The organism is Paenarthrobacter sp. E2MeOHC11 (genome assembly GCF_058744955.1).
The window spans coordinates 679,468-705,239 of the sequence record NZ_CP196673.1 but is presented as its reverse complement, the minus strand read 5'-3'; the positions used below and the strand labels follow the sequence as shown (position 1 = coordinate 705,239).

The 25,772-nt window shown below is 63.5% G+C and carries 24 protein-coding genes; 10 read left to right on the top strand and 14 right to left on the bottom strand.

Annotated features, from left to right (window positions below):
- Positions 1-98: 98 nt before the first annotated feature.
- Together ACSSVG_RS03080 and ACSSVG_RS03075 are read right to left on the bottom strand one after the other, a co-directional pair.
- Positions 99-743: a GNAT family N-acetyltransferase gene (locus tag ACSSVG_RS03080; RefSeq protein ID WP_492417195.1), complete on the bottom strand. Its 645-nt coding sequence runs from the start codon at positions 741-743 to the stop codon at positions 99-101.
- A gap of 32 nt (positions 744-775) precedes the next feature.
- Positions 776-1,537: a hypothetical protein gene (locus ACSSVG_RS03075; protein ID WP_492417194.1), complete on the bottom strand. Its 762-nt coding sequence runs from the start codon at positions 1,535-1,537 to the stop codon at positions 776-778.
- Positions 1,538-1,596: 59 nt separating this feature from the next.
- On the opposite strand from ACSSVG_RS03075, the gene ACSSVG_RS03070 reads away from it, so the two are divergent.
- Together ACSSVG_RS03070 and ACSSVG_RS03065 are read left to right on the top strand one after the other, a co-directional pair.
- Positions 1,597-2,142, top strand: a complete 546-nt coding sequence (locus tag ACSSVG_RS03070; protein ID WP_231342065.1) for a prepilin peptidase — start codon at positions 1,597-1,599, stop codon at positions 2,140-2,142.
- A gap of 203 nt (positions 2,143-2,345) precedes the next feature.
- On the top strand, positions 2,346-2,822 hold the full coding sequence (locus tag ACSSVG_RS03065) for an NUDIX hydrolase (RefSeq protein WP_231342063.1): 477 nt from the start codon (positions 2,346-2,348) through the stop codon (positions 2,820-2,822).
- Between the two features lie 2 nt (positions 2,823-2,824).
- On the opposite strand, the gene ACSSVG_RS03060 is transcribed toward ACSSVG_RS03065, so the two are convergent.
- The 5 genes from ACSSVG_RS03060 to ACSSVG_RS03040 form a co-directional block, all read right to left on the bottom strand.
- Positions 2,825-4,495 carry an MDR family MFS transporter gene (locus ACSSVG_RS03060; RefSeq protein WP_231342060.1) on the bottom strand — a complete coding sequence of 557 codons (1,671 nt, stop codon included), beginning with the start codon at positions 4,493-4,495 and terminating at the stop codon, positions 2,825-2,827.
- Positions 4,492-5,178 carry a TetR/AcrR family transcriptional regulator gene (locus ACSSVG_RS03055; protein WP_231342058.1) on the bottom strand — a complete coding sequence of 229 codons (687 nt, stop codon included), beginning with the start codon at positions 5,176-5,178 and terminating at the stop codon, positions 4,492-4,494. Before ACSSVG_RS03055 ends, ACSSVG_RS03060 begins: the two co-directional genes overlap by 4 nt.
- Before the next feature lie 145 nt (positions 5,179-5,323).
- The gene (locus ACSSVG_RS03050; RefSeq protein WP_231338742.1) at positions 5,324-6,751 is read right to left on the bottom strand and encodes a class II fumarate hydratase; all 1,428 of its coding nucleotides are present in this window, start codon (positions 6,749-6,751) and stop codon (positions 5,324-5,326) included.
- Between the two features lie 87 nt (positions 6,752-6,838).
- Positions 6,839-7,453 carry a carbonic anhydrase gene (locus tag ACSSVG_RS03045; RefSeq protein WP_011774029.1) on the bottom strand — a complete coding sequence of 205 codons (615 nt, stop codon included), beginning with the start codon at positions 7,451-7,453 and terminating at the stop codon, positions 6,839-6,841.
- A gap of 70 nt (positions 7,454-7,523) precedes the next feature.
- Positions 7,524-8,225 carry a DUF4245 domain-containing protein gene (locus tag ACSSVG_RS03040; RefSeq protein ID WP_253467244.1) on the bottom strand — a complete coding sequence of 234 codons (702 nt, stop codon included), beginning with the start codon at positions 8,223-8,225 and terminating at the stop codon, positions 7,524-7,526.
- Positions 8,226-8,425: 200 nt separating this feature from the next.
- Between ACSSVG_RS03040 and glpX the strand changes: the two genes are divergently transcribed.
- Positions 8,426-9,448 carry a class II fructose-bisphosphatase gene (glpX, locus tag ACSSVG_RS03035; RefSeq protein WP_011774031.1) on the top strand — a complete coding sequence of 341 codons (1,023 nt, stop codon included), beginning with the start codon at positions 8,426-8,428 and terminating at the stop codon, positions 9,446-9,448.
- Positions 9,449-9,725: 277 nt separating this feature from the next.
- Here the strand turns inward: glpX and ACSSVG_RS03030 are convergent, their stop codons facing one another.
- From ACSSVG_RS03030 to ACSSVG_RS03010, 5 genes are read right to left on the bottom strand one after another with little or no spacing between them, the layout of a single operon-like run.
- On the bottom strand, positions 9,726-10,661 hold the full coding sequence (locus tag ACSSVG_RS03030) for a lipid II:glycine glycyltransferase FemX (RefSeq protein WP_231338740.1): 936 nt from the start codon (positions 10,659-10,661) through the stop codon (positions 9,726-9,728).
- A 3-nt stretch (positions 10,662-10,664) separates the two neighbouring features.
- On the bottom strand, positions 10,665-11,915 hold the full coding sequence (gene manA / locus ACSSVG_RS03025; RefSeq protein WP_492417192.1) for a mannose-6-phosphate isomerase, class I: 1,251 nt from the start codon (positions 11,913-11,915) through the stop codon (positions 10,665-10,667).
- A 52-nt stretch (positions 11,916-11,967) separates the two neighbouring features.
- Positions 11,968-13,584 carry an LCP family protein gene (locus ACSSVG_RS03020; protein ID WP_492419126.1) on the bottom strand — a complete coding sequence of 539 codons (1,617 nt, stop codon included), beginning with the start codon at positions 13,582-13,584 and terminating at the stop codon, positions 11,968-11,970.
- Between the two features lie 20 nt (positions 13,585-13,604).
- Positions 13,605-14,168, bottom strand: coding sequence for a 5-(carboxyamino)imidazole ribonucleotide mutase (purE, locus tag ACSSVG_RS03015; protein ID WP_231338738.1), 564 nt, complete (start codon positions 14,166-14,168; stop codon positions 13,605-13,607).
- Positions 14,165-15,304: a 5-(carboxyamino)imidazole ribonucleotide synthase gene (locus ACSSVG_RS03010; protein ID WP_253469209.1), complete on the bottom strand. Its 1,140-nt coding sequence runs from the start codon at positions 15,302-15,304 to the stop codon at positions 14,165-14,167. Before ACSSVG_RS03010 ends, purE begins: the two co-directional genes overlap by 4 nt.
- Before the next feature lie 227 nt (positions 15,305-15,531).
- On the opposite strand from ACSSVG_RS03010, the gene ACSSVG_RS03005 reads away from it, so the two are divergent.
- The gene (locus ACSSVG_RS03005) at positions 15,532-16,101 is read left to right on the top strand and encodes a GtrA family protein (RefSeq protein WP_231338737.1); all 570 of its coding nucleotides are present in this window, start codon (positions 15,532-15,534) and stop codon (positions 16,099-16,101) included.
- Here ACSSVG_RS03005 and ACSSVG_RS03000 read toward each other — a convergent pair.
- Complete coding sequence (locus tag ACSSVG_RS03000) at positions 16,088-16,783, bottom strand: TIGR03089 family protein (RefSeq protein WP_492417191.1); 696 nt, start codon at positions 16,781-16,783, stop codon at positions 16,088-16,090. The two genes, ACSSVG_RS03005 and ACSSVG_RS03000, sit on opposite strands and share 14 nt — an antisense overlap.
- A gap of 378 nt (positions 16,784-17,161) precedes the next feature.
- Between ACSSVG_RS03000 and ACSSVG_RS02995 the strand changes: the two genes are divergently transcribed.
- Genes ACSSVG_RS02995 through ACSSVG_RS02985 form a run of 3 tightly spaced genes read left to right on the top strand, consistent with a single transcriptional unit; the run spans position 17,162 to position 22,720 of the window.
- The gene (locus ACSSVG_RS02995; protein ID WP_492417190.1) at positions 17,162-17,707 is read left to right on the top strand and encodes a WhiB family transcriptional regulator; all 546 of its coding nucleotides are present in this window, start codon (positions 17,162-17,164) and stop codon (positions 17,705-17,707) included.
- A 29-nt stretch (positions 17,708-17,736) separates the two neighbouring features.
- Complete coding sequence (locus tag ACSSVG_RS02990) at positions 17,737-21,090, top strand: glycosyltransferase (protein ID WP_492417189.1); 3,354 nt, start codon at positions 17,737-17,739, stop codon at positions 21,088-21,090.
- Positions 21,083-22,720, top strand: coding sequence for a DUF5719 family protein (locus ACSSVG_RS02985; protein ID WP_253467256.1), 1,638 nt, complete (start codon positions 21,083-21,085; stop codon positions 22,718-22,720). Before ACSSVG_RS02990 ends, ACSSVG_RS02985 begins: the two co-directional genes overlap by 8 nt.
- Positions 22,721-22,774: 54 nt before the next feature.
- On the opposite strand, the gene ACSSVG_RS02980 is transcribed toward ACSSVG_RS02985, so the two are convergent.
- Complete coding sequence (locus tag ACSSVG_RS02980; protein WP_231338732.1) at positions 22,775-23,293, bottom strand: metallopeptidase family protein; 519 nt, start codon at positions 23,291-23,293, stop codon at positions 22,775-22,777.
- Between the two features lie 144 nt (positions 23,294-23,437).
- Between ACSSVG_RS02980 and ACSSVG_RS02975 the strand changes: the two genes are divergently transcribed.
- From ACSSVG_RS02975 to ahcY, 3 genes are all read left to right on the top strand, one after another.
- Positions 23,438-23,815 (top strand): DUF3499 domain-containing protein, encoded by a 378-nt coding sequence (locus tag ACSSVG_RS02975; protein ID WP_231338731.1) that lies wholly within the window; start codon positions 23,438-23,440, stop codon positions 23,813-23,815.
- A gap of 143 nt (positions 23,816-23,958) precedes the next feature.
- Positions 23,959-24,177 (top strand): Trm112 family protein, encoded by a 219-nt coding sequence (locus ACSSVG_RS02970; RefSeq protein ID WP_159697912.1) that lies wholly within the window; start codon positions 23,959-23,961, stop codon positions 24,175-24,177.
- 48 nt (positions 24,178-24,225) lie between these two features.
- Positions 24,226-25,704: an adenosylhomocysteinase gene (gene ahcY / locus ACSSVG_RS02965; RefSeq protein WP_492417188.1), complete on the top strand. Its 1,479-nt coding sequence runs from the start codon at positions 24,226-24,228 to the stop codon at positions 25,702-25,704.
- Positions 25,705-25,772 lie beyond the last annotated feature (68 nt).

Here is a 25,772-nt window from a genome sequence, read left to right as displayed (position 1 = left end):
ATAGGGACGGTCTGCGGTCGCTGGGCGACCTCCGACGTCCGATGGCCCGCGATGCGCTCCTCTGCGAAGGACCGCAGCACGGCTGGTTCGTCCTGCGACTAAAGCTTGAGGTACGTTTTCAGCTCTTCGTGGCCTTGGACTTTCAAGGTCCAGTCGGGGCGTTTGAAGGTGCCCGGGGTGAGGCGGACTCTTTGGACTTCCTCAACTTTTTCGCCCCAGCCGTCGCGGAAGATGCCGTTGGGTTCGTAGCCGAGGCTGGTGGAGACGCCCAGGGATTGCTGATTCCAGATGGCCGCTTCGGATTCGGCCACTTCCGCGTTCAGGTAATCGAAGGCGTAGCCGACGACGGCGGCGCGCATCTCCTTGCCGAAGCCCTGGCCTTGCGCGGACTGCTTGAGCCAGGAACCTGTGCTGGCTGTCTTGAGGGTTTTGAAGTTTTTGGCGCCGATGTCCTGGACTCCCAAAAATTCGTCCCTGTGCCAGACAGCAAGGAGCAGCGTCCAGGATTCGGGCGTGAAGTTCGCGCGGCAGCGCCAGTACCACTGGGCCATGTTGGGGGCCAGCTCGTCCTCCGGCAGTTCCGTCCATGGAGTGCTGAACGGGCTCTTGCCCGGCTGGTGGACGCCGGATCGGGCTGCGGCCACGGCGGAAGGGATGTCTTCGTCGAAAACGGGACGGATGGTCAACCTCGGGGTGGTGAGGGTGAGTCCGAACGGGGGCCAGAGTTCTGCCAGCGATGTCATCGCCGTAGCTTAGCCCGGAATCCGTCTGAACCTCAGGCCGCGGGGCCGATGTCCCATGAGATGTGGCGCCGGACGTCGGTGAGGTTCATGGACTCAGCCAGGAAAAGGTCGTCCAGCATGTACTCATCGACCGCGAGGATCTTCAGCCAGTGGCCTTTGCCGGAGGAGTCCCCGTCGAGGCTCTGGCTCGCAACGCAAACTCCCGTGCCGGCGTCGATCCTTATCAATGTCCGGCCAGGGTGGGCCAGGGGCTCGGCCGGATCAGAGGGCACATAGGTCCTGCTGCGGGTCACGACGGTTTCCAAGGCAGGGCGGCCCTCGTGGTCCACCTGCCGTGGTTCCTCCAGGAAGACCCGGTTGGTGTCCGGGAATTCCAGCGGCACAGGTGCGTTGCCTGCCAGTTCCACCGGGTCCAATGCGGCGGCAAGGCGGCCGTTACCGAAGGAGGGCTCGCCGTAGGCGGCCTCCGGGCGCCGGCGGACCAGGCCGGCGTCGTCATAAACGGGGGTCACCAGGTGGGCTGGAAGCAACCACGAACGGCGTGTGGCGGACACGTACAGACCATCCCGGGAATCGTTGATGCCGGTGGTGCTGTGCAGTAGCTGGCCATCCGGGGTCTCCAGGCGAAGCGCGCCCGGGCGCCGCAGCCAGACGCGGACCATGCCGGCCCCCGTCCCGGGCCGCTCCAAGTATTCGAAGCGGAGGCTCGTCCACTTCCACGGCGAAGAACGGCAGAGATTCCGGAATGTGGAGGACATGTCGAAACCCGGTCCAGCTGTACTGTAGTGCCCCATATCCACAGTTTACCTAGGGGTTCACGCGGCCCCGGGGCGAAACCGGATAGCATCCGAGGGTGATCCGACGACTCTCCGAACTCTGGGATGCCACACCACTGGGCTTCTGGCTCGTGATGGTCGCTGCCCTCTACTTTGTGGTGATGGCTGTCCGGCTCACGGTGATTGACGTGCGGAGCCACCTATTGCCCAACCGCATCGTGTTTCCGTCGTACGCAGTGGCCGGGGTGCTCCTGCTGGCCGCGGCGCTGGTGGCGTTCTTCTCTGACGCTGGCCCGGCTGTTGGCGCTGTGTTGTTCGGCGTGCCGGGCCTTGGAGTAATCGCCGGCGGCGCTGTCCTTTGGCTTTTCTACTTCGTGCTGCGCCTCATTCACCCGCCGGGAATGGGTTTCGGCGACGTCAAACTCGCTGGAGTGCTGGGCCTCTACCTGGGCTACTTGGGGTGGACCCATGTGTTCGCGGGGACCTTCGCCGCTTTCATCCTGGGCGGGCTGTGGAGCCTGGTCATCCTGCTGTCACGGCGCGGCACACTGCGCTCGGCCATTCCGTTTGGCCCGTTCATGCTGGCCGGCGCAGCGGCTGCCATGGTGGTCCTGCCGGCGTGAGGCTCCGAGCCGATGCCAACTGCGGCCAAACTGCAACGCTCACCGTCTTCTCCACGTTCACCGGGCCGCGGCATGCTTAGCCCAGCGAATGTTATGACGCGCCAGGAGAGGTTGCGATGCAGCGGATCAGGGTGAGGGTACGTTCCCTGCCTTGCGTGCCATGGATTCACACGCCACCATCGAATTGAAGGAAAGCTGAGACCATGGGTGCACCGGAATTCGTGCTCAAACTGAGGGAAAAGATCGGCAACGACCCCCTATGGCTGCCCGCCGTGCGGGGAGTGGTCTTCGATGACGAAGGCAGGGTTTTGTTGGGCCAGCGTGCCGACAACGGCCACTGGGCCCTCATCACCGGAATGCTGGAGCCCGGGGAACATCCTGCGCCCGGGCTCGTGCGGGAAATTTTCGAGGAAACCGCGGTGGTGGCCGAGACCGAGCGCATCATCGGCGTCGGGGTTGTGGGGCCGGTGACGTTCCCCAATGGCGACGTGTGCGACTTCCTGGACATCACGTTCCGGTGCCGGTATGTGTCCGGGGAAGCACGGGTCAACGACGACGAATCACTGGCCGTCGGGTGGTTCACGTTGGACGACCTTCCGGACATGAGCGCCGGGAACCTGGAAGCGATCAGGCTTGCCACGGAGCCCGAAGGCCCCGTGGCATACCAGCTGGAGGACTGAACCTACTGGCGCCCAGCGTCGGCATGGTCCTTGTCGAGGCTGTCCGACGCCGCCAGATCAGCTTCCAGCTTGGCGGTCTCCAAGCGTTGTGCTTCAAGGCGGTCAGCCTCGGCGCCTCCCACAGCCTCACCGCGTGCCACCATGCCGGCGGTGTCGGAGAGGGGGATCTGCTTCAGCGTGATCGCCAGGATCAACGCGATGGCGATAAAGGGCACCAAGTACCAGAAGACGGGCGCCAGGGAGTTGGCGTAAGCGTTGACGATGGCGTCGCGCAACTGTTCGGGCAACTGTGCAAGCGCCTGGGGATCCAGCGTGCTGGTGGACTGCGAGGCCTGCTCCGCCGAAGCACCGGCGCCGGTGAAGGCTTCGGTCAGCGACTCGGCAAGGCGGTTGGTGAAGATAGCGCCGAAGACGGCGACACCCAGCGATGCACCCACCTCACGGAAGTAGTTGTTGGTGCTGGTAGCCGTGCCGATCTGGTCAGCGGGAACGGAGTTCTGCACCACCAGGACGATGACCTGCATGATCAGGCCCAGGCCCGCGCCGAAAATGAACAGTTGCACGCAGATGACCCAAAGGGGGGTGGACGCCGCCAGCGTGGTCAGCCACAGCATCGCAGCGATGGTGAGCGCTGCCCCGAGGATGGGGAACATCTTGTACTTGCCGGTCTTGGAAATGCGGATACCGGAGTAGATGGACGTGCCCATCAGGCCAACCATCATGGGCAGCATCAGCAGGCCGGACTCAGCCGCGGACGTTCCCGAGGACATCTGCAAGAACGTGGGAACGAAGGCGATGGCGGCAAACATGCCCAGGCCCAGCGTGAAACCGATGGCCGTTGCATTGATGAAGATGGGGTTCTTGAACAGGCTCAGCGGAATGATGGGGTCCTCGGCGCGACGTTCAACCATCACGAAGGCAAAGGCCGCCAGGACCATGCCTGCGCCAAAGGCCCAAGTGAGGGGTGAATCCCAGCCTTCGTCTTTCTTGCCACCGAAGTCGGTGAAGAAGATGAGGCAGGTGGTGGCGGCGGAAAGGAAAAGGACACCAAGGATGTCGATCTTCTTTTCGGCCTTCTTGTTCGGCAGCGTGAGGGTGAACCACGCAGTGATGAAAGCCGCGATGCCAATGGGGATGTTGATGTAGAAGGCCCATTCCCAAGTGAGGTGGTCCACGAAGAAGCCACCAAGGAGCGGACCGGCCACAGCGGAGAGGCCGAAGATGGCGCCCAGCGGCCCCATGTACTTGCCGCGTTCCTTGGCGGGAACGATGTCGGCGATGATGGCCTGCGAGAGAATCATGAGGCCGCCGCCACCCAGTCCCTGGATGGCACGGAAGATCACGAAACCCCAGAAATCGGTGGCAAACGCACAGCCCACGGAGGCGAGGGTGAACAGGGCGATGGCAACAAGGAACAGATTGCGTCGCCCGAGGATGTCACCGAACTTGCCGTAGATGGGCATCACGATGGTGGTGGCCAGGAGGTAGGCCGTGGTGATCCACGCTTGGTGCTCCACTCCGCCCAGCTTGCCCACGATGGTGGGCATGGCGGTGGAGACGATGGTTTGGTCGAGGCTGGACAGGAGCATGCCTGCGATCAGCGCCGAGAAGATGATCCAGATACGTTTCTGGGTCAGCAGCAATGGTTCGGCTGCCTTCGAGAGAGTACTCATGCGGGGTCCTTCGAGGTTTCAAGGGTGTTGGGGCCCAGTTGGTGGTTCGTGGCCAGCGGCTGGGCAAAGAGTTTGCGCGCGGCGTTGAGGTTCTGCTCCAGAATCCCGCGGTAAGGGCGCGTGTTGTCCTCCGAGAAGAACTGCTGTGCCGTCTTCTTGGAGACAGCACCGAACAACACAGTGGCCGTCATGACTTCAGGGTGTTCGGGATCCAGGCCCTCGCGGGCGGCAACGAGCCCTGCGAATTGGCGTTCGCGGGCCTCCCCTTCAAGGGTGATCCGGGCAAGCAGCTGCGGCTCGGCCGTGATGGCAGCAATGAACTGCTGGACTTCGGTGCGGCTGATGGATGAACGCTCCATCAGGGTCACCGTGAGCACGTGCAGCGCTGCCAGGAGCGTGTGAGAGATGCTGTCAGGCGTGCGGGAGGGATTGCGGTTGAAGGCCTCCAGTGCCTCTTCAGGCAGTTCGTCGGAAAACGAGCCGATGACGGCGTCTTCCTTGGAATGGAAATAGTTGAAGAAGGTCCGGCGTGAAATCCCCGCCGCTTCGCAGACTTCTTCAACAGTGAAACCGTTGAGGCCGTGCTCCGCGGTCAGGGAACGCGCGACGGCGGTAATCGCCGTCCGCGTGGCGGCCCGCTTGCGCTCGCGGAGACCACCGTCGATATTTGCACTATTGCTCACAAAGTAAAGTTTTGCACTCCTGATGTAAAAGTGCAAAAAGATCGCGGTGTGCTGTTGCTCATAGTTCCGGTGCGAACATCGCCGGGTACGACGACGGCCGGTACCTTTCGTGCGAAAGGTACCGGCCGTCGTCGTGCTGTGGGTATTAAGCCTTGTGCGCGGGGGACGTCATGGTGGTGACGTCCAGGGCCTTGTCCAGCTCAGCCTCGGTGACTTTGCCTTCGCCCTCACCGACGAAGCCGAGCTTTTCGGTTGCCTGGCGGATGGTCAGGCCTTCCTTGACGGCGATCTTGGCGATCTTGGCCGCGTTTTCGTAGCCGATGAACTTGTTCAGCGGGGTGACGATGGACGGGGACGCCTCAGCCAGGAAGCGTGCGCGCTCCACGTTGGCGGTGATGCCGTCGATCATCTTGTCGGCCATGACGCGGCTGGTGTTGGCCAGCAAGCGGATGGACTCAAGAAGGTTGGCGGCCATGACGGGGATTCCGACATTCAGCTCGAAAGCGCCGTTGGTGCCGGACCAGGCGATGGTGGTGTCGTTGCCGATGACCTGTGCACAGGCCATGATCGAGGCTTCGCAGATGACCGGGTTGACCTTGCCCGGCATGATCGAAGAACCCGGCTGAAGGTCCGGAATGGCGATTTCGCCAAGGCCCGTGTTGGGTCCGGAGCCCATCCAGCGGAGGTCGTTGTTGATCTTCATGAAGGAGATCGCGATGTTGCGCAGCTGGCTGGAGCCTTCGATGAGGCCGTCACGGTTCGCCTGGGCCTCGAAGTGGTCGCGGGCTTCGGTGAGGGGCAAGCCGGTGTCGGCGGCGAGGAGTTCGATAACGCGCTCCGGGAAGCCGGCCGGGGTGTTGATGCCCGTGCCGACGGCGGTGCCGCCCAGCGGAACTTCGGCAACGCGGGGGAGTGCGGCGTTGATGCGCTCGATGCCATAACGGACCTGGGCGGCGTAGCCGCCAAACTCCTGGCCGAGCATGACGGGCGTAGCGTCCATGAGGTGCGTGCGGCCGGACTTGACGACTGCCTTGAACTCAACAGCCTTGCGGTCCAGGGAGGCTGCCAGGTACTCGAGGGCCGGGATCAGATCGTTGATCAGCGCCGAGGTAGCGGCAACGTGCACGGACGTCGGGAAGACGTCGTTGGAGGACTGTGATGCGTTCACGTGGTCATTGGGGTGGACAACCTTGTCACTCCCGGCAGCCGCGAGGGCGCGCGATGCGAGCTCTGCGATGACCTCGTTGGTGTTCATGTTGGAGGACGTACCCGAACCCGTCTGGAAGACGTCGATCGGGAAGTCGCCGTCGTACTTACCGGCAGCGACCTCATCGGCAGCGGAAGCGATGGCCTTGGCGAGCTCTTCATCGAGCACCCCCAGTTCGGCGTTCGCCAGTGCGGCGGCCTTCTTCACGCGGGCCAGGGCCTCGATGTGGGTGCGCTCAAGCGTCTTGCCGGAGATCGGGAAGTTCTCCACAGCACGCTGCGTCTGGGCGCGGTACAGGGCGTTCACGGGGACGCGAACTTCGCCCATCGTGTCATGTTCAATACGGAACTCAGTGGTGGAAGTCATGGGGCTAGCTTAGGGCGATTGGACGCCCCACAGAAAACCCGGAGGGGAGTGCTACGTGCTCCGGCGCCGGGGCCGGAGCACGGCCTCCTAGAGCTTGCCGATCCCGGAAACGAGGGCCGCACGGCCTTCATCGAGCTTGTACGACAGGCCGATCACAGCCACCCGGCCGTCGTCGATGGCGTCGGAAATCACACGCGAGCTGTCAGCCAGGCGGGCCGCGGTCTGCTTGACGTGCTCCACCACCATGTCGTTGACGTCCTCCTGGCTGTTGCGCTTGGCCGTCAGGACCGACGGCGTGATGCGCTCGACGAGGTCGCGGATGAAGCCGGGAGGCATCTCGCCCGTTTCCACCGCAGCCTTGGTGGCCTTCACGGCACCACAGCTGTCATGGCCCAGGATGACGATCAGGGGAACCCGGAGTTCACTGATGCTGTATTCGAGGGAGCCAAGAACGGCGTCATCAATGACCTGGCCGGCCGTGCGGACCACGAATGCGTCGCCGAGCCCGAGGTCGAAAATGATCTCTGCAGCAAGCCGGGAATCCGAGCAGCCAAAGATCACGGCAAACGGATTCTGGTTCTCAATGAGGGAAGAGCGTCGCGAAGCATCCTGGTTGGGGTGCAGGGATTCGCCGGAAACAAAACGTTCGTTGCCCTCGCGGAGACGGCGCCACGCCAGGGCTGGAGTCAGGTAAGTAGGCACGAGCCTTACTTTACGACGCGGACGGGGCAGTCCGTGAAACTGTTGCGCCGGGTTAGCCGGATACCGGGGCTTAAGCGGACGGCTGCGCTGAAGGAGTTACCGTGGCCGGAGCGGACGGCAACGGTGCCTGATCCGCGGACTTAACGACGGCGGCCGCCAGCGTTGCGAACTCGTCAAGGCTTGCAGTGCCGCTCAGGATGAGGGTGGTACCGCGGTACTCCAAGACCATGCTGCGCTTTTCCTTGCCGGAGTCGCGCAGCTCCCAGTCCTGGCCGCCGGCGTTTCGCGTGCCGGTGACCGGGAGGTTCTCCGTCTGCTGCAGAACCCAGGTGGGGTTGGCCTGGCTCGTCTGGGTGAGGCCAATGAAGGCCTCCTTCGGTGTCAGGAAACCAATCTCCCAGGTGGGGACACCGGATCCTGTGCCGGACTCCCAGCGCGCGTAGTTGGGTTTGAATGTGTCGCCGGTATCAGGAGTGACAGGTGTGAATCCTGCCACACCTGTGGCGTTGCGGGCGATGGCCGCCACATCAACATTGGGCCTGAAGCCCTCGCCCTTGGGGGCCGGGTTCATCAAAACGATGGGGAGGAAAGCCAGGACGCAGACCAGCAGTGCAATGACCATGCCAATGACCGAAGCGTTGGCCCGCTTGGCAGCTTTCGCCGCAATGACGGGTTTATACGGGGCATCGGGGATGGACTGGGCATCGTTTTGGTTAGCCGCTGCAGCGTCCGATTGGTTCCCGGCTGCGGGCTTGTCCTGCGTTTCACTCACCCCTCCATGATCCCTTATCGCGGCAGGGAACACACATCCGGCAACCTCACCGCAGGTATTGCGGGCTGTGGTCATCCAACGACTCCCAAGGGATGCGGCGACTATGATCGTTGGTAGAGGAACCCCGGGTTGCCCCGTGCAACCGTGTCCGGTCCCGTGAATCGTCACTCGAAGAAGAGGTTCAAGTGTCTCCTGCACCAATGACCCAGCAGTATTCCACGATTTCGCCGTCGCTCGCCGTCGGCATCGACGAACCCGACCGCAACCTTGCGCTTGAACTCGTCCGCGTCACCGAGGCCGCTGCCATTGCCGGCGGCCACTGGGTAGGCTTCGGCGACAAAAACAAGGCGGACGGCGCCGCCGTCGACGCCATGCGTTCGTTCCTTCACACAGTCCACTTCAACGGCGTTGTGGTCATCGGTGAAGGCGAAAAAGATGAAGCCCCCATGCTGTTCAACGGTGAGCAGGTTGGTGACGGCACCGGCCCTGAGTGCGATGTCGCCGTCGACCCCATCGATGGAACCCGCCTGACCGCCCTTGGCATCAACAACGCCCTCGCTGTTCTGGCAGTGGCGGAACGTGGATCCATGTTCGACCCCTCGGCGGTCTTCTACATGGAGAAACTGGTTACCGGGCCTGAAGCTGCCGACATGGTTGACCTTCGCCTGCCCGTCAAGCAGAACCTGCACCTCATCGCCAAGGCCAAGGGCGTCAAGGTCAACCAGCTCAATGTCATGATCCTGGACCGCGACCGCCACCGCCCGCTCGTGGAAGAAATCCGCGAAGCCGGTGCACGCACCAAGTTCATCATGGACGGCGACGTGGCCGGCGCCATCGCAGCAGCCCGCTCCGGCACCGGTGTTGACGCCCTCATGGGCATCGGAGGCACCCCGGAAGGCATCGTTGCAGCCTGCGCCATCAAGTCCCTCGGTGGCGTCATCCAGGGCCGCCTGTGGCCGACGTCGGACGAAGAGAAGCAGAAGGCCATCGACGCCGGACACGACCTCGACCGCGTGTTGTCCACCAACGACCTCGTCACCTCCGATAACTGCTACTTCGCAGCTACCGGCATCACCGACGGCGACCTCCTCCACGGCGTGCGCTACCAGAAGGACCGCGTCATGACGCAGTCCATCGTGATGCGCTCCAAGTCGGGGACCGTCCGCTTCGTCGAAGCTGAGCACCACGCTTCCAAGTGGGAGACGTACGCGCGCAAGCCGTAACCCCTACGCAGCCAACAGAAGGACGGCGGGCATCGCTCGGCGGCTATCTCCTCGTACCTCGTCGATTTGATGCCGCTTTCGCGATACTCGCCGTCCTTCTCTGTGCCCGGCCGGGTCGGCTTCGCGCTGATAAAGCGTGGGGGGGCCGTGCCGGGGGTGTGCCGCCACCACCTACTTTGATATTCCAACCCCTCGGACACGCCGGGATCCCCGGTGTGTCCGAGTGCCACCGGCTCCAAAGTTAGTGCTGGAGGTACGGGCGGATCGCGGGAATCGCCTAGCGGAGCCTGTCGCGGAGCTTTCTGGCCAGTTGGTAGGCGCCGTAGCGGAGTTTGTTGACCGGGAGGTCCCATGTGCCGGGGTAGGAGACTTCGCGGCCACCGAAGGACTTCTTGAACGCCGTGAAGCCTGCCCATTTGTGGTCCGGCTGGTCTTCCGGCGCTACTCCCCAGAGGTCCACGTGCTTGAGGCCCTTTTCCTTGGCATCGGCCATGAGCGTTACCAGGAGGGGGATGCCCGCGCTGAGCTTGCGGTGGGTGTCGTCCAGGGCCGCGTGGGCGTAGACGCGGGTGTCAGCGGAGTCGTAGGCGAAGGCTGCGGCGATCGGTTCGCCCTCAAGGTCTGCGATGAACAGCGTTCCCGCGCCCGAGGGCAGCAGGGATGCGGCCACTTGCGTGAGGTATTCATCGCTCTGGGGTTTGAAACCGTTCCGGGCAGCGGTCAGGTGGAGGAAGTGCAGGAGCACGGAAATATCAGCGGGGTCCTGGGAGGCCCGGAACGTCACACCCTTCTTGTGGATGTTCCGGTACAGGTTCCGGTTGGTGGGCTTCATGCCGGCCAGGACGTCCTTGAAGTCGCCGTCCAGGTCCACGATCCAACTCAGCTCGGGCTGCTGGTTGACCGGCGCCGGCCGGAAGCCGCGCGCGCGGAGGAGAGGACCGGCGTCGGATGCTGTGAAACCTGCGGCCGCAGGTTCCATCCGGATGAAGACCGCACGTTCTTTCTTCGCCAGTGACATCAAAGCCGCTGTGGCGGCGTCGAACGCTTCCACGGACTCCGCGACGGGGCCGTAGGGCGCATAAATGACCTTGCCGGCGGGGTTCTTTTCCTCAATGGCGAGGAAGCTCCAGCCCGGGCCGGACTGTTCGTGGACACGGCGTCCCAAGGAACGCTGGACAGCAGCCCATGCCGGGGTTTGCAGGAAAAACTCCATGAATCAGTTCCCCAGCCCTGTGGTCACTGCGAAAGCAATGCTGCTATCGGTTGCGCCCTGGACAGGATGGATATTCACGGGGGCCTCGACGTCGGGGATGAACGCAGCTGCGCCACGCTGAAGCAGGAGGTCGCTCTTGGGGGAATCGAGCATGACCGAACCGGACACCACCACGACGACGGCGGGACCGTTCTGTGCCAGCGGCACAGGCTCGGCGCCCGGGCCAAGCTCAATGCGCTGCAGCTGGAATTCCTTGAAAGGCGGACGGTACAGTTCCTGCCCGAATTCCGTTCCGGTCGCCTCGATGCGCGGCACTCCCAGCGCTTCGAAACGGACCGTCTTCATCAGCTCCGGAACGTCCACGTGCTTGGGCGTGAGGCCGCCGCGAAGCACGTTGTCGGAGGAAGCCATGACTTCCAGGCCAAGGCCGTGGAGGTAGGCGTGGACATTACCGGCAGGCAGGTACACCACTTCACCGGGCTCCAGGGACAGGTGGTTGAGGAGCAGGGAGATGAGGACCCCGGGGTCTCCTGGGAAGGCTTCGTTGATGTCCAGCATTGCCGTCAACGCTTCCCGATGCGGCTCCAGTGGTGCCCCGGCAGAGAAGACGGCGACTACCTCGTTGATCGCGTCGGAAACTTGGCTTCCGCCGTCGATGAGGCGGCTGAAGGCGGCCTTCAGGCCAGCGGGCTCGTCCGGCGCGGAAAGGTCCGAAATGACATGAGTGATAACGGGAGGAACAGAGATGGCAGCCGAATCAAGGATGCGGGCAAGATGCTCAAAAACGGCCTTGGACCCGGCGGAAGGACGGAAGCCACACAGAGCCTTGAACGGAGTCAACGCAAAGATCATCTCCGGCTTGTGGTTGTCGTCGCGGTAATTGCGTTCGGCGGCGCCGGAGGGGACTCCCGCTGCGTTTTCCCGGGCAAAGCCCTCCCGTGCCTGCTCGAGGCTGGGGTGCACCTGGAGTGACAGGGGCTGCTCGGCCGCCAGCAGTTTGGCGAGGAAGGGCAACCGTGGTCCGAATTCAGCCAGGCTATCGGAACCGAGGAAGCGCAGGGGATCCGATTCGATGAGCGCATTCAAGGGCTGCGTCACACCGTTGGGGTGAAGGGCCGTGGAGGGGGAGTCCGGGTGGGCTCCAATCCACATTTCAGCTTCGGGACCACCCGATGCCGGCCGCCCCAGCAAGTCTGCGATCGCCGTCGTCGAACCCCACGCGTAGGGTCGCAAAACATTCTCAATTTGGTACACGAAAGAAAGTCCTTATCGTTGCGCTGAACGTGGGTGGAACGGACCTGCAAGCTTACAGCGGTGCGCACTGTCCGTTGGTGGCGACGAGGTCACGGATGCCCTGCTCGTCGCCCTGGGCCTTGAGGCCGTTCAACAATTCGATGGTGATCGGCGTGCCGTCCGGTGTGGTGGTTACCGGCGTGAAATCCGCTGACGGCGACGGCAACTGGCTTGCGGGATTGAGCCCGGCAACCGGACCGGCGGCCATGACGGTACCGGCAGCGCCGTCGTCATAGGACACGACGGCGTCACTCGCCTTGGGCGTGTTGGACGACGCCAGGACTTCCTGGACCTTGGAGTGGATCAGGTCGAAGTCCGGCACGGTGGAGAACGACGCATCAAAGTCCGGAGGCCCGATGGTCAGGCGCTTGACGGGCTGGTTCTTCGACTTCAGAGCCAGGTCCACGAAACTGCCCAGCTGATTGGAAGAAATATTGGAATCCACCACCTTGGTCCCGGCATTGGCGATGTCCTCGAACTTGGTCAGCAGGGTGGCCGGATCAAGTTGCTTGAGCATGGCCTGCTGCACGCACTGCTGGCGCGCAATGCGGGCGTAGTCGTCCACGAACTCGCGGGAACGGCCATACCAAAGGGCATGGAAGCCATCCAGGTGCTGGTCGCCGGCGGGGATCCAGCCATCGGGCATGCCGTGGATTCCGTTGGCCTCATCCGTGACGGGACCACTGATGGGAACCCACCCGCCGGCCTTGATGTGGATTCCACCCATCGCGTCGATGAGCTTGGCGAACCCGTCCATGTCCACCAGGACGTAAGCCTGGACGGTGATGCCCAAGGTGCCTGACACCGCTTCCAGCGTGGCCTGCGCGCCGGGATCGGCAACGCCGGGGTAGAGGTCTTGATAATTGTTGGTGACCTCGGTGTTGACGGCATTGATGAGGCATTCGTCGCCGCAGTTGTAGCCCTCGGGATAAACCTCGCGCATGGGCGAGCCCTCGCTGAACTGGGCATTCTGGAGGTTGCGTGGGACGGAGATGATGGCACTCTCGCCCGTTTTTGCGTCGACGCTGATAACGGAGAGGCTGTCCGGGCGCCGGCCCGTCCTGTCGTCCCCGGCGTCGCCACCCATCATGAGGAAGTTGTAGCGTCCGTCCACGGGATCGATGGCCGGACCGGCATTGAAGATGCTGCCGATGGCGTTGCGGCTCACGTTCAGGACGTAGGCGATGTAGCCTAACGATCCGCTGGCGAGGATGGTGGAGACTGCCACCACCACGGCAATGATCGGCCGCATTCCCGGTGCCAGGAGCGTCGGCCTGATAATCCGCAAAGTGTTGAGGAACAGGTAAGCCCAGCCCAAAGCCAACGCCACCAGGACCACGATGATGATGAGGGATCCGACGGGGTGGGTGACGATGCTGAGCAGCATGGTGCGGTTGACCAAGGCAATGAAGAGGGTCAGCAGCGCCAATGCCCACACGGTGAGCGTGATGCGCAGCGCCACCCGGCCAAGTTTCCGGTCCCCGGCAACGATCTGGGCGCTGCCGGGGATGAAGAGGGTGAGCAGGACCAGCACGAAGGCGCGTTTGGTCCGTACCGGGGCGCTTGCGCCGGACGGATAGCGGACAGGATCAGTCAGGGCGGAACCGGGCTGATTCGAGGTCTTGTGCATGGTAGTCAACCGCAGCCTTCCTAGCGGGAGCTCCGGGCTGAGGCGTTGGCGGGAGAGAAGACTTCTTCTACTTTGCGCCGAAGGTTTTCACCCTTCTTGGTGGCGACGTCGTTCAGTTCCTGGGCAAACGTGAGCAGGTCCGACCGGAGCTTTGAGGCAAGTTCATCCGTTCCGGAGGCCAGGACGCGCACGGCCAGGAGACCAGCATTACGGGCGCCTGCGATGGAGACCGTGGCCACCGGTACGCCGGCGGGCATCTGCACGATGGACAGGAGGGAATCCATGCCGTCCAGGGTCTTCAGGGGGACCGGAACGCCAATCACGGGGAGGGGGGTGACTGAGGCAAGCATGCCGGGGAGGTGAGCTGCACCACCGGCGCCGGCGATGATGACCCGGAGACCACGTTCATGGGCTGTCTGGCCGTAACGGATCATTTCCGTGGGCATGCGGTGTGCCGAAACGACGTCCGCTTCGAAGGGGATGCCGAACTCGGCCAAGGCGTCCGCGGCGGCCTCCATGACCGGCCAATCGGAATCCGAACCCATCACGAGCCCAACCAGCGGGGCTGTTGATTCTGACGTCATGCGGTCTCCTCGGAGGTAGTCTGCGCCGGCATGCGGCCGTCACGGATGATGTCTGCAACGGCTGTGGCGCGCTGGCGGACGGAGTCGACGTCGGAAACCGAGCTGCCGACAAGGTTGACGTGGCCGATCTTGCGGCCGGGGCGAACGGACTTGCCGTAGGAGTGGACCTTCGCTGCCGGTTCGTAGGCCAAAGCCATGGGGAAGGCCTTGAAGAGGTCCTGGTTTTCGCCGCCAAGGAAGTTCTTCATGACTACTACCGGGGCCAACGCGTCGGTAGCACCGAGCGGGAGGTCCAGCACAGCCCGAAGGTGCTGTTCGAACTGGCTGGTGATGGAACCGTCCTGGGTCCAGTGACCAGTGTTGTGCGGGCGCATGGCAAGTTCGTTGATCAGGAAGCCTGCTCCGACACCCGGGGTTTCAAACAGCTCTGCAGCCATGACACCCGTGACGCCAAGCTCGTTGGCGATGCGCAGCGCAGCTTCTTCGGCGGCAGCTGCCACCTCAAGGGGAATGTTCTGGGCCGGTGCGATGACTTCGTCGCACACCCCGTCCACCTGGATGGTGTGGACCACGGGCCAGGCACGGGACTCGCCGCTGGGCGTGCGGGCCACCAGGGCGGAGAGCTCGCGGCTGAAGTCCACCTTGGCTTCTGCCAGCAGGGGGCTCATTGCCTGGAACCAGTCGGCAGTTTCCAAGGCTTCGTCCGGGGAGTCAACGATCCTGACTCCCTTGCCGTCATAGCCACCGCGGGGCGTCTTCAAGACAACGGGCCAGCCGATCCTTTCGCCGAAGGCCACGAGCTCTTCAACGGTGTTGACTGCTGACCACTCCGGGTTGGGAAGGCCGAGCCGGTCGATCGCAGCCCTCATGACCAGCTTGTCCTGGGCATTGACCAAGGCATCAGGTCCGGGCTGGACGTTAACGCCGGCATCCAGCAGGGCCTGCAGGTGTTCCGTGGGAACGTGCTCGTGGTCGAAGGTCAGCACGTCCAGGCCCTTGGAAAACTCGAGGAGAGCGTCCAGGTCCTTGTAGTCACCGATCGGGGCTGTGGCCACTGCGGCTACAGCCGAAACGTCCTCACCCTCGGCCAAAACACGGAGTTCGAAGCCCAGGGCGGTAGCGGGCGGGGCCATCATTCGTGCGAGCTGGCCGCCGCCAACAACGCCAATTACTGGAAAAGTCACAATGTTCAGCCTACCGAACCGGTGGCAGGATCACTGATTCTGCCGTCCTCCGGGCCGGTTTTTTGCGGCGTGAAGCGCCAGTATCGGCGTTCTCACAGCCCACCCAAAGGCAGCGCTTGGAAATCGGCGCTAAAATGGGTTTGGCCCATCGGCCCACTTTTCAACGGCCATGGAGGGTCATGATCACCACACTTGCAGATCGCATCCGCGGACTTGCCTCGCTTTTTTGGCGTGAGGTAGCAAAGTTCGGCGCCGTCGGCGGTGTTGCTTTTGTCATTGACTCGGCCGTTTTCATCTGGCTTTTCTCCGGTCCGATGCACGGCAGCGAAGTGTGGGCAAAAGCCATTGCAACGATTGTTGCCAGTGTTTTCTCCTGGGTCGCAAACCGTTTCTGGACCTTCCGCCACCGCAAACAGGCCAACGTCGTCCGTGAAGCCGTGCTTTTTGCCGTCATGAACCTCGTGGGCCTCCTGATTGCATCAGGGTGCGTTTGGTTCGCCAAATACGTCCTGGACCTCAATGACAAGCCTTCGCTGTTCATCGCCGGCAGCGTCGTGGGGCTCATCCTGGGCACTATCTTCCGCTTCTTCGCATACCGGTTCTGGGTGTTCAACGAAGAATTGGATGCCGAGCCGGAATTCTCACACGACCACGAGATCATCGAGCTTCACCACAAGGCCAAGGCCGGCGCGGAAAGCGGTGCTGCGAACCCGGCCACCGGCGAGTTCCCCTCAATCAAGAACGGCTGACGCGCTCGTTCTCCAGCAGGTGCCCGGTGACTTCCAGGTCCGGGTGGACCAACACTACTGAGCCATCTTCCTTCCAGGCACCCAACGACGCTGCAAGGCAGGGCTCCAAGCCTTCGGCGGCGCGTACCAGAAGGCGCACGCCGGGTTCCTGCGCACCGGCAAAACCGTCGATGAGGGCTTCGTGCGTGAGTGCTGATGCGCCCCGCACTGCCGGCAGCTCCGCCCCAGGGTCACTGTGCGCCATGAAGACATCGCCATGGGAGCGGACTTCCGCCGCGTAATCCACGACGCCGGATGGCAGCTCTCCCGGCCAGCGCATCGCCAGTGCCGCGAGCGGTACGGCGACGACAGCGTCGAAGTCTGCCCCGGCGTCGTCGTTGGGCTTGTCTGTGACCAGAAGATCCGCCGAGGTCTCATCGAAGACCACTTCCATCCCGAGCTGCCACGCCGCCAATGCCCAGACAAAGGACTTCCAGTGCGCCGGCAGGTCCAGCCGGATTGCCATTCCGGGTTCGGCGTCCAGTTCGTCCTGCAGGAGATTGCTGGTCTTGGCTACCCAGTTATCCAGGACCCGGCCGGAGAGCTCTACCCGTTCGGAGTCGGGACCGTACCAAGTGAGTCGTGGTGACGTTGAATGTCCGGATCGCAGGGTGGTCATCAGGTTCACTGCCGGGATGCTCATGCGTCAATCTTGCCACGGTGATCCCGCGCCGTCCTTGGGGTCGGCGGGGCGATTGTGAATTGCGCCACATGCGATTTTGTCCAATCGGTGGGGGCTCCGGGCTGACTCTGTTGTTTTCCGCGGAAATTCAATGAAAGTTCACGTAAATCGATGCGGGGCTCCCATTTGCCGCGGGTAGACGCGGCGGCGCCGCCAAAAATGTTGGGCGTGGCGCATCCCACGTTTCTACGGATTCTTGATTATTATCCCGGCGCGGCTTGACTGGTGGGTAGTTACACGCGTGTAATTAGTAATCAAACGCCGCTGCACAGAGGACCGGAACGTCGCCGGGAATCGGAAATACATCCAAGCAGCAGCTGCAAAATCAGGAGGGACGCCATGGGGCAAGCGTTGCGTATCCAGGAAGATGCAGTCGTCGCAGAACATGCGTCGGTGAAATACCGTTCGCGGGAAGTACCGGGGGATTGGTACGTCGACCCAGCGGACCCGGAAGCGGCAGACCGATACAGCCAGAATGTGCAGGACTCTTTGGAGGATCAGGCAACTGCCCTCCTGGCCGCACACGAAGCGCTGATCGGTGACCTGCCCGCTGGGCCGGACGAAGAAGTGGATGACCCTCCCATGGAGTTGCGTCGTCCGCTTGAGACGCCGGGGCAGCCCGTGTGGATCGGCCTTCCCGGCCAAGGCGATTTCGATGACGAAGGCGAACTTGGTTGGCAGACTGATGCGCTGTGCGCGCAGACCGATCCGGAAGCCTTCTTCCCCGAAAAGGGTGGATCAACCAGGGATGCCAAAAAGGTCTGCGGAGCGTGCAACGTCCGTTCGCAGTGCTTGGAGTACGCCCTCGCCAATGACGAGCGGTTCGGTATTTGGGGCGGACTCTCTGAGCGGGAACGTCGTCGGCTAAGGAAGCGAGCGGTCTAATTCTCAAGGAAGTTCATGTTACCGCCGTCGTGGTTTCCCACGATGGCGGCAACTATCTCCCCAGGACACTGGCGGCACTGTCGAACCAGACGCGTTCGGCAGATGCCGCCATTGGCATTGATACAGGTTCCACAGACAACTCGCTGGACTTGCTCCGTGAAGCTTTCGGCCAGGACAAGGTCACCACCTTCCAGCAAGCGAAGTCCGGCTTTGGCGCCGCCATCCAGGCAGGGCTGCAGGAGCTGGCTCCGGAGAGTGGCAGGGACAAGGACGGCAACGGAACTGAAACCGGCCCGGCCAAGTGGCTATGGCTTCTTCATGACGACGCTGCGCCGGCACCGGACGCCTTGGCGGAACTTCTCCACGCCGTGGAACGGGCCCCTTCGGTCACCGTTGCCGGATGCAAGCAGCTCGGTTGGGACAACGAGCGGCATCTGGTGGACGTAGGACTCTCCACCAGCCGCTGGGCCGAGCGCCTGACATTGATCGACGCGGACGAAGTCGACCAAGGCCAATACGATGCCCGCACGGACACCTTCGCCGTGAATTCCGCCGGCATGTTGGTCCGTCTCGATGTCTGGGAACAGCTGCAGGGCTTTGACCCTGCCCTGCCCGGTAGCGGCGATGACGTGGATTTCTGCTGGCGCAACTGGCTTGCGGGCAACAGGGTCGTGGTCGTACCGAGCGCCCGCATGTTCCACGTCGAGCACCGCCCGCATGGTTTGGGGACTTCCTCCGCCGCGCGCAAAGCCCAGATCCATATGCGGCTCAAGCACACGCCGTGGTGGAACGTGCCGTTCCAAGCTGTCGGGGCTTTGTTCGGTGCGATGGTTCGCCTGGTGTTGAGCATCCTGGTCAAGGAACCGGGCTATGGCTTCTCCCAGTTCACCGCAACTGTTGCGGCCTTGATGCGGCCTTTGGCGATTGGCAGGGGCCGCCGCATCGCGGCCAGGACACGCCGCGTTCACCGCTCCGTGGTCAGGGGCCTGCAGACGTCCACACGCGAGGTCCGGGCCAACAGGCGGTCATTGCTGGAAGCGATCCGTCCCAGTGAAGAAACTTCCGCTGTCTCGGACCTGCTGGCTCCCGAACCAAGCGGAGATGCCGCGGACGACTTTGCGGCGCTGGCAACAAACGAACGTGGATGGGTGGGTACAGGGGCAGTTGCAGCCTCCTTGCTTGCCCTGGCCGCCGCACTGGTTGGACTGCTCGGACTGGTCCGTTCCGGCACGGTTGCCGGTGGCGGGCTGCTTCCTCTGGCGGCATCGCCGGCTGACATTTGGGGCAACGCCTCCGCTTGGTGGATATCCCTTGGAGCAGGACTGCCCGGTCATGGCGATCCGTTCGGCTATGTGTTGTGGCTGCTGTCCCTCGTTGGCGGCGGAGACGGCGATTCGGCCATGGCCTGGTTGTTGATCCTTGCCATGCCACTGTCCGCTGTCGGCGCGTGGTTTGCCGCGGGTGCGTTGACTGCCAAGCGCCGTTTCCGGACGGTGGCGGCCCTGGCTTGGTCCGCCGCGCCGGCACTGCTGATCGCGATCAACGAGGGCCGCGCGGGAGCCCTGGTTGCACACGTCATGATGCCATTGCTGCTGCTTGCCCTGCTGCGCGCCTCAGGATCTGCCATCGGCCAAGGACGTTCGCATGCAGTAACGTCACTCAGCAGGCGGCCGGCTCCGATCCTTGGAAAACCGGGCATCAACGGGACACCGTCCTGGACAGCCGCGGCAGCCGGGGGACTGGTAATGGCCATTGTGACTGCCTCGGCACCGTCCCTGTTGGGCCCGATTGCCGTTGCGGTGATCCTGGCCGCCGTCATCCTGGGACAACGCGGCAAGACCCTGTGGTGGTCGCTTCTTCCCACCGTAGCTTTGTTCCTGCCGTACGGAATCTCCGTATTGGACAGGCCCCGTGCCTTGCTCGCTGATCCCGGCGTGCCGCTCACCTTCGAGGCAGCACCGCTGTGGCAACAACTGCTGGGCCAGCCGCTGGCTTTTGACGTCGACGCAGGACTGACCGGCCTGACGCTCTTTGGTCCCGGAGCCATGCCCTGGGCACTGCTGCTCGCCCTGTTGGTCAGCGCGCCGGTCCTGATACTCGCCGTTGCGGCATTGTTCCTGCCCGGCAAGCGCACCGCCCTGGCCAGGGTCTTCTGGCTGGCAGCGTTGACCATTTTGGCAAGCGGATGGCTGGTGGGTCATGTCGCCACGGGCGTGAACAACAACGTCATTGTGGGACCCTTTACCGGTCCGGCCGTATCGGCGGCGGGCATGTTGCTGCTCGGGGCTGCCGTCATCGGTGCCGATAAGATCTTTGCCGCTCCCCGCCGGATGACTGATTCGCAACGTCGACGACTGCCGCTGCGGCCCATCGCGTCCGGACTGGCCTTGGCTCTCCTCGTCGCCGGGCCCTTGGCCGGCATGGGCGCATGGGCAGTACAGAATGTCCTTCAGCCGTCCCCAGCACCCGGGGCGACAGCGGCACCGGACGCTACCAGGCCGACGTCGTCCCTCGGCTCCCCACGCCAGGTGTGGCCGGTGGACTCAGCTACTTTGCCGGCCACCGCGGTGGACCGTGGCCAGGGACCTGAACGTACCCGGACCCTGGTTATCACCAGCGGTGAGCAGGGTGCCTTCACGTCATCGCTGATGCGCGGCGCCGGCACGACCCTGGACAGTCTGTCCACTATTGCCTCCGCCCGGACCATCATCGGGGCGCCGGGCCGCGAAGAAACAGCCGCCGACGACGCTGCCACCGCATCCCTCCGCCGAGCCGTGGCCACCATTGTGGCCAGCACCGGTGTGGACCCCCGCGCGGACTTGGAACAACTCGGCGCCGGATTCGTAGTCCTCAAGGCCGCGGACAACGCGGCACAGCTGACAGCCAGCAGGATCGACGCCGTCCCCGGCCTCGTTGCCGTCGGCCAGACCGACGCCGGGTGGCTGTGGCGTGTCACGCCGAAGAACCAGCCTGCAGCTACCGCCGCGGATACTGCCCACCGCGTTCGAATCGTGGATTCCAAGGGCGAAACAGTAGGAAACCTGCCCTCCGGGGAAGTGTCCGTGGATGCTGCCGTGCCGGCCGGCGACGAAGGCCGCCAGGTTGTCCTGGCCGAACGGTCCGATCCCGGCTGGACAGCATGGATCGACGGCCGCCAACTTAAGGCCACCACATCCGGCTGGTCTCAGGCCTTCGAACTTCCGGCCAGTGGTGGTGAGCTGGAAATCCGGTACACGAACCCTTGGGCCCTGTTGTTCGGAATCCTGCAGGCCGTGGTGATCGGATTGACGGTCCTGTTGGCCATTCCGATGCCAGCACGCCGCACCCGAACCGGCATGTCGAGGGATGAAGTCTCCCTCCGTAAGGAGTACAGCAGTGTCTGACGACCAGAAGCCGCCGGTCGACCATAAAGCGTCCCGCAGCTCTCCCAAGGGCTCCCGAAGCTCCAACAAAGGCGTCATTACGGGCGTCCTCTCCGCAGTGGTCATCCTGGCCGCAGGCGGAGGTGCTGTTGCCGCGACCTCGATGGTGCCCCAGCCTTCCGGCGGTACCACTATGGATGTCCGGCAGGCTGATGTCCCTGCAGGGCGGTCCCTGGGTGTCTGCCCCGAGCCTGCAAGGCTGGTCAACGGCACCGTCGTGGGAACGGACGCGGACTTCAGCCCTGTCTCCACCACCGCAACCAGTGCCCTCAACGCTGTGGTGCTGAGCAACCCGGCCGGAACGGTTCCCGGAAGCAAGGTGACGTCGCTGGGAGGCGACGCGGTGGCTGAGATCGCCAAGGCCCCCACCAGCACTCCTACGCCAACGTCCGGTCCGCCAGTGCTGGCAGCAGGTGTTGCCTCTATTTCCCCCGTGAGCTCTCCGACAGTAGTAGGCGCGGATCCCCTGGGGAATGAGCAGGCATCCATGGCCGCCCATCTCAGCTATGCCGCAACAGATGGCGACCTCCGCGGCCTGGCCACGGCCCAATGCCAGCCGCCAGGTAACGATGCGTGGCTCCTGGGCGCCAACACCGCAGTGGGCCGCACGTCCGTCCTGAACCTGAGCAACGCCTCGGAGACTCCTGCGACAGTCAACCTCGACCTCTTCGGGTACGAAGGCCAGATCCAGGCACCAGGCGCGCGTGGCCTCCTGGTAGCTCCCGGAACCACCCGCTCAATAAACCTTGCGGGGCTCGCTCCGAGCGAATCCCAGCTTGCTGTCCACGTCCGCAGCACAGGCGGCCCTGTTTCCGGGACCATCCAGCAGAGCGTGCTGCGAGGACTCGCTCCCGGTGGCGTTGAGTATCTTTCGCCGGGAGACGGCCCCTCAAACCTGCAGGTGATGTCCGGGGTAGATATCCAGGACCCGGCCGCCACCAAGGCATTGGCCGGTAAATCAGGTTTCGCTGACGCTGTACCGGCCCTCCAAATCGCCGTTCCCGGTTCCACCGACGCCGTGGTGCAGGTGAGCCTGTACGGTGCCAATGGTGAACGAAAGCTTCCCAGCGGGGGAGTGGTGACGGTCAAGGGCGGATCAGTTGCCACGCTGAACCTGGAAGGAATTCCGGCCGGAACCTACACCGTCAAGGCGAGCTCGGACGTGGCATTCGTGGCATCGGCCCGCGTCACGCGGGGCGCCAAAGCCGAGGAAGCCACCGATTTCGCGTGGTCTCCCGCCTCGGCCCGCCTGGGAAGCCAGCATCTGGTAGCTGTTCCACGGGACGGCCAGAGGTTCCTGAGTTTTGGTGTGCCCGAGGGCCGCGGCACCATCAGCTACGCTCCAGTGACCGCCAACGGTGCGGTGGGCAAGGCAGTTGACGTCGATATGTCCGGTGGGACCACGTCGTTGATAGAGCTCCCTGCAAAGTCCGGAGACTCGCCGATAGCAGGGTATGTGGTCTCAGCTTCCGGCGACCCGATTTATGGGGCCTTGATCCTGGGCAAACAGGGCCGTGCGGACGTTTCCGTCGTGGCAATCCAGGACGCAGCGGCGGGACTTGAGAAGGTCCCGGTCTCGGTGGGGTACTAGCCCGGGGTGGGCGGGCAGCGAAAGCCGCCTGCCGCCGTCGTTATTGATACAGGGTTATTGATACCGGCGGCGGTACACGGGATCGAGTGTTTCCGGCGGCACGCCCAGCATTTCGGCGGTGTACTCGACCACGACATCATGGACCAGGTCCTGCAGTTCCTCACGGGTGTTGGAGCCTTGCTCCACCACCCGGCGGTAAACGGTGATCATGGGCGCTTCGCCACGGCCGCCGGGCGTATATGAGCCCATGGGGGCAGAGTTTCCAGTGGCGACCAGCTGTTCCAGATGGGGCGGGATTTCATCAACGGCAAAGAGCACGCCGTCGAGCTGTTTGCCCCACATGTCCTGGAGCCGCTCGGCGGAGTCCAGCACCATATCGTCGAACCGCTCTGACCGGGTTCGGAAACCAGGCAGGTTGGCGAGCATCAATTCGCCCCGCAGTCCCCGCCCGTGGCGGTTGCGCCGGCGCTGCCGGAAGCCGCGAACACCTGTACCGGCGTGTTCCCCCGCCTGATCGCCATCGGCGTCAGTCCACCGGATGTTGAACCCGGGAACATGTGGCTGTGACTGCATATATCGACTTTAGTACCGAGGAACCGCCAGCGCGACATCATGGCATGCACCGCGCCGGAGCTGGTGGCACTCATCGGTGTCCGTGGAGGGCGCGGGGGCCCCAATGCGCAGTGCAGGTGCCAATTGGCGCTAATCTGGGATGTTGTGGGTGCTATTCGTCAATGTTCAAGATCAGCCTGCCGCCAGTCCGCGGTGGCCACTTTGACGTACGTGTACGCCGAGTCGACCGCCGTCCTGGGTCCTCTCGCGACGTATGCCGAACCGCACGCCTACGACCTCTGCTCCCAGCACGCCGGAAGCCTGACGGTTCCACGGGGCTGGGAAGTCCTGCGCCTGGCGATGCCCGCAAACCCGCCCGAGCCCGGCCCTGATGACCTGCTGGCCCTTGCCAACGCCGTCCGCGAGGCAGCCTCGGCAGCACCTGAGTCGCCTGCCCGGCATAACCACGCGCAGATGGAACCGCCCGCCGGCGTCGAAGGAACTCGTCGCGGCCACCTGCGAATCCTCCGCGAACCGTCCTGACGGGCAGTCCTCTTTGCCGGATCCTGGCGTCGGGACGCAATTCGTCGCCGTGCTCCAAACCGGCTGATCCTGCGCGGTAGTCTGGAATCTGCAGATAAGTCCGCCAGCGGCGCCATGCAGGCGCCACCCAGGGAGCATCATTCATGCCAAAGGTCAGTCCTGAACTGTTGTCCATCCTGCGCTGCCCCGTGACGGGTTCAGCGTTGGTCCAGGAGGGCGAGGAGCTGGTCTCCACCTCCGCCGCAGCGGACGGTGAAAAGCTCCGCTACGCGATTGAGGATGGCATCCCGCTGCTCCTGCCTCCGGAGCTGCTTGCCGCGGCCAATGCTGCCACCTCCGGCCAGCACGATTCCAAGGCATAAGCGCACTTTCTTCTTCATCAAAACCGCACGGTACCCCTAAGGATTTCCATGACTTTTGACTTCAAAGTGGCTGACATTACCCTTGCGGAGGCAGGCCGCCACCAGATCCGCCTTGCCGAGCATGAAATGCCGGGCCTCATGTCCCTTCGGGCTGAGTTTGGCGCCTCTCAGCCGCTCAAGGGTGCGAGGATCGCGGGTTCCCTGCACATGACGGTCCAGACTGCCGTCCTCATCGAGACCCTCACCGCACTGGGTGCTGATGTCCGCTGGGCTTCGTGCAACATCTTCTCCACCCAGGATGAAGCTGCTGCCGCCGTCGTGGTCGGCAAAGGTACGCCGGAAAACCCCCAGGGTGTTCCCGTCTTCGCTTGGAAGGGCGAAACGCTGGAGGAGTACTGGTGGACTGCCGAGCAGATCCTCACGTGGCCGGGCGCTGAGACCAATCCGGAGCTCGGCCCCAACATGATTCTCGACGACGGCGGCGACGCCACGCTGCTGCTGCACAAGGGCGTCGAATTCGAAGCCGCAGGAGCAGTGCCCACCGCGACGGAAGAAGATCCCGAGGAATACGTCCTCATCCTGGACCTCCTCCGCCGGACCCTCGCTGCCGATCCGCAGAAGTGGACGCGCCTGGCTGCCCGCATCGAGGGCGTCACCGAGGAAACCACTACCGGTGTGCACCGCCTCTACCAGCTCGCCGAGCAGGGCAAGCTGCTCTTCCCGGCCATCAACGTCAACGACTCCGTCACCAAGAGCAAGTTCGACAACAAATACGGCATTCGCCACTCCCTGCCGGACGGCATCAACCGTGCCACGGACGTCCTCATGGGCGGCAAAGTGGCCGTCGTGTGCGGTTATGGCGATGTGGGCAAGGGCGCAGCGGAGGCACTGCGCGGCCAGGGCTCGCGCGTCATCGTTACCGAAATCGACCCCATTTGCGCCTTGCAGGCCGCGATGGACGGTTACCAGGTGGCCAAGCTTGAATCGGTCCTCGCACAAGGTGACATCTTCATCACCACCACGGGCAACAAGGACGTCATCATGGCCGAGCACATGCTGGGCATGAAGAACAAAGCGATCGTTGGCAACATCGGGCACTTCGATAACGAGATCGACATTGCCGGGCTCGCAAAGATTCCCGGTGTCAAGAAAGTGGAGATCAAACCACAGGTCCACGAGTGGGTCTTCGAGGCCGGCACGGGCTCGGAGCGGTCCATCATCGTCTTGTCCGAGGGCCGGTTGCTGAACCTGGGCAACGCCACGGGCCACCCGTCCTTCGTGATGAGCAACTCCTTCGCCAACCAGACGATCGCGCAGATCGAACTCTGGACCAAGAAGGACCAGCCCGCGGGCGAACGCGAATACGGCAAGCAGGTTTATGTGCTTCCCAAGATCCTGGACGAGAAGGTCGCACGACTGCACCTGGACGCACTGGGCGTGGAACTGACCGAACTGAGCAAGGACCAGGCGGATTACTTGGACCTTGACGTTGCCGGACCTTACAAGCCGGAGCACTACCGCTACTAAGCAACGCTGCGTCACCCAAATCGATGGCGAAAGGCCGGACACGCGACCAGCGTGGCCGGCCTTTCGGC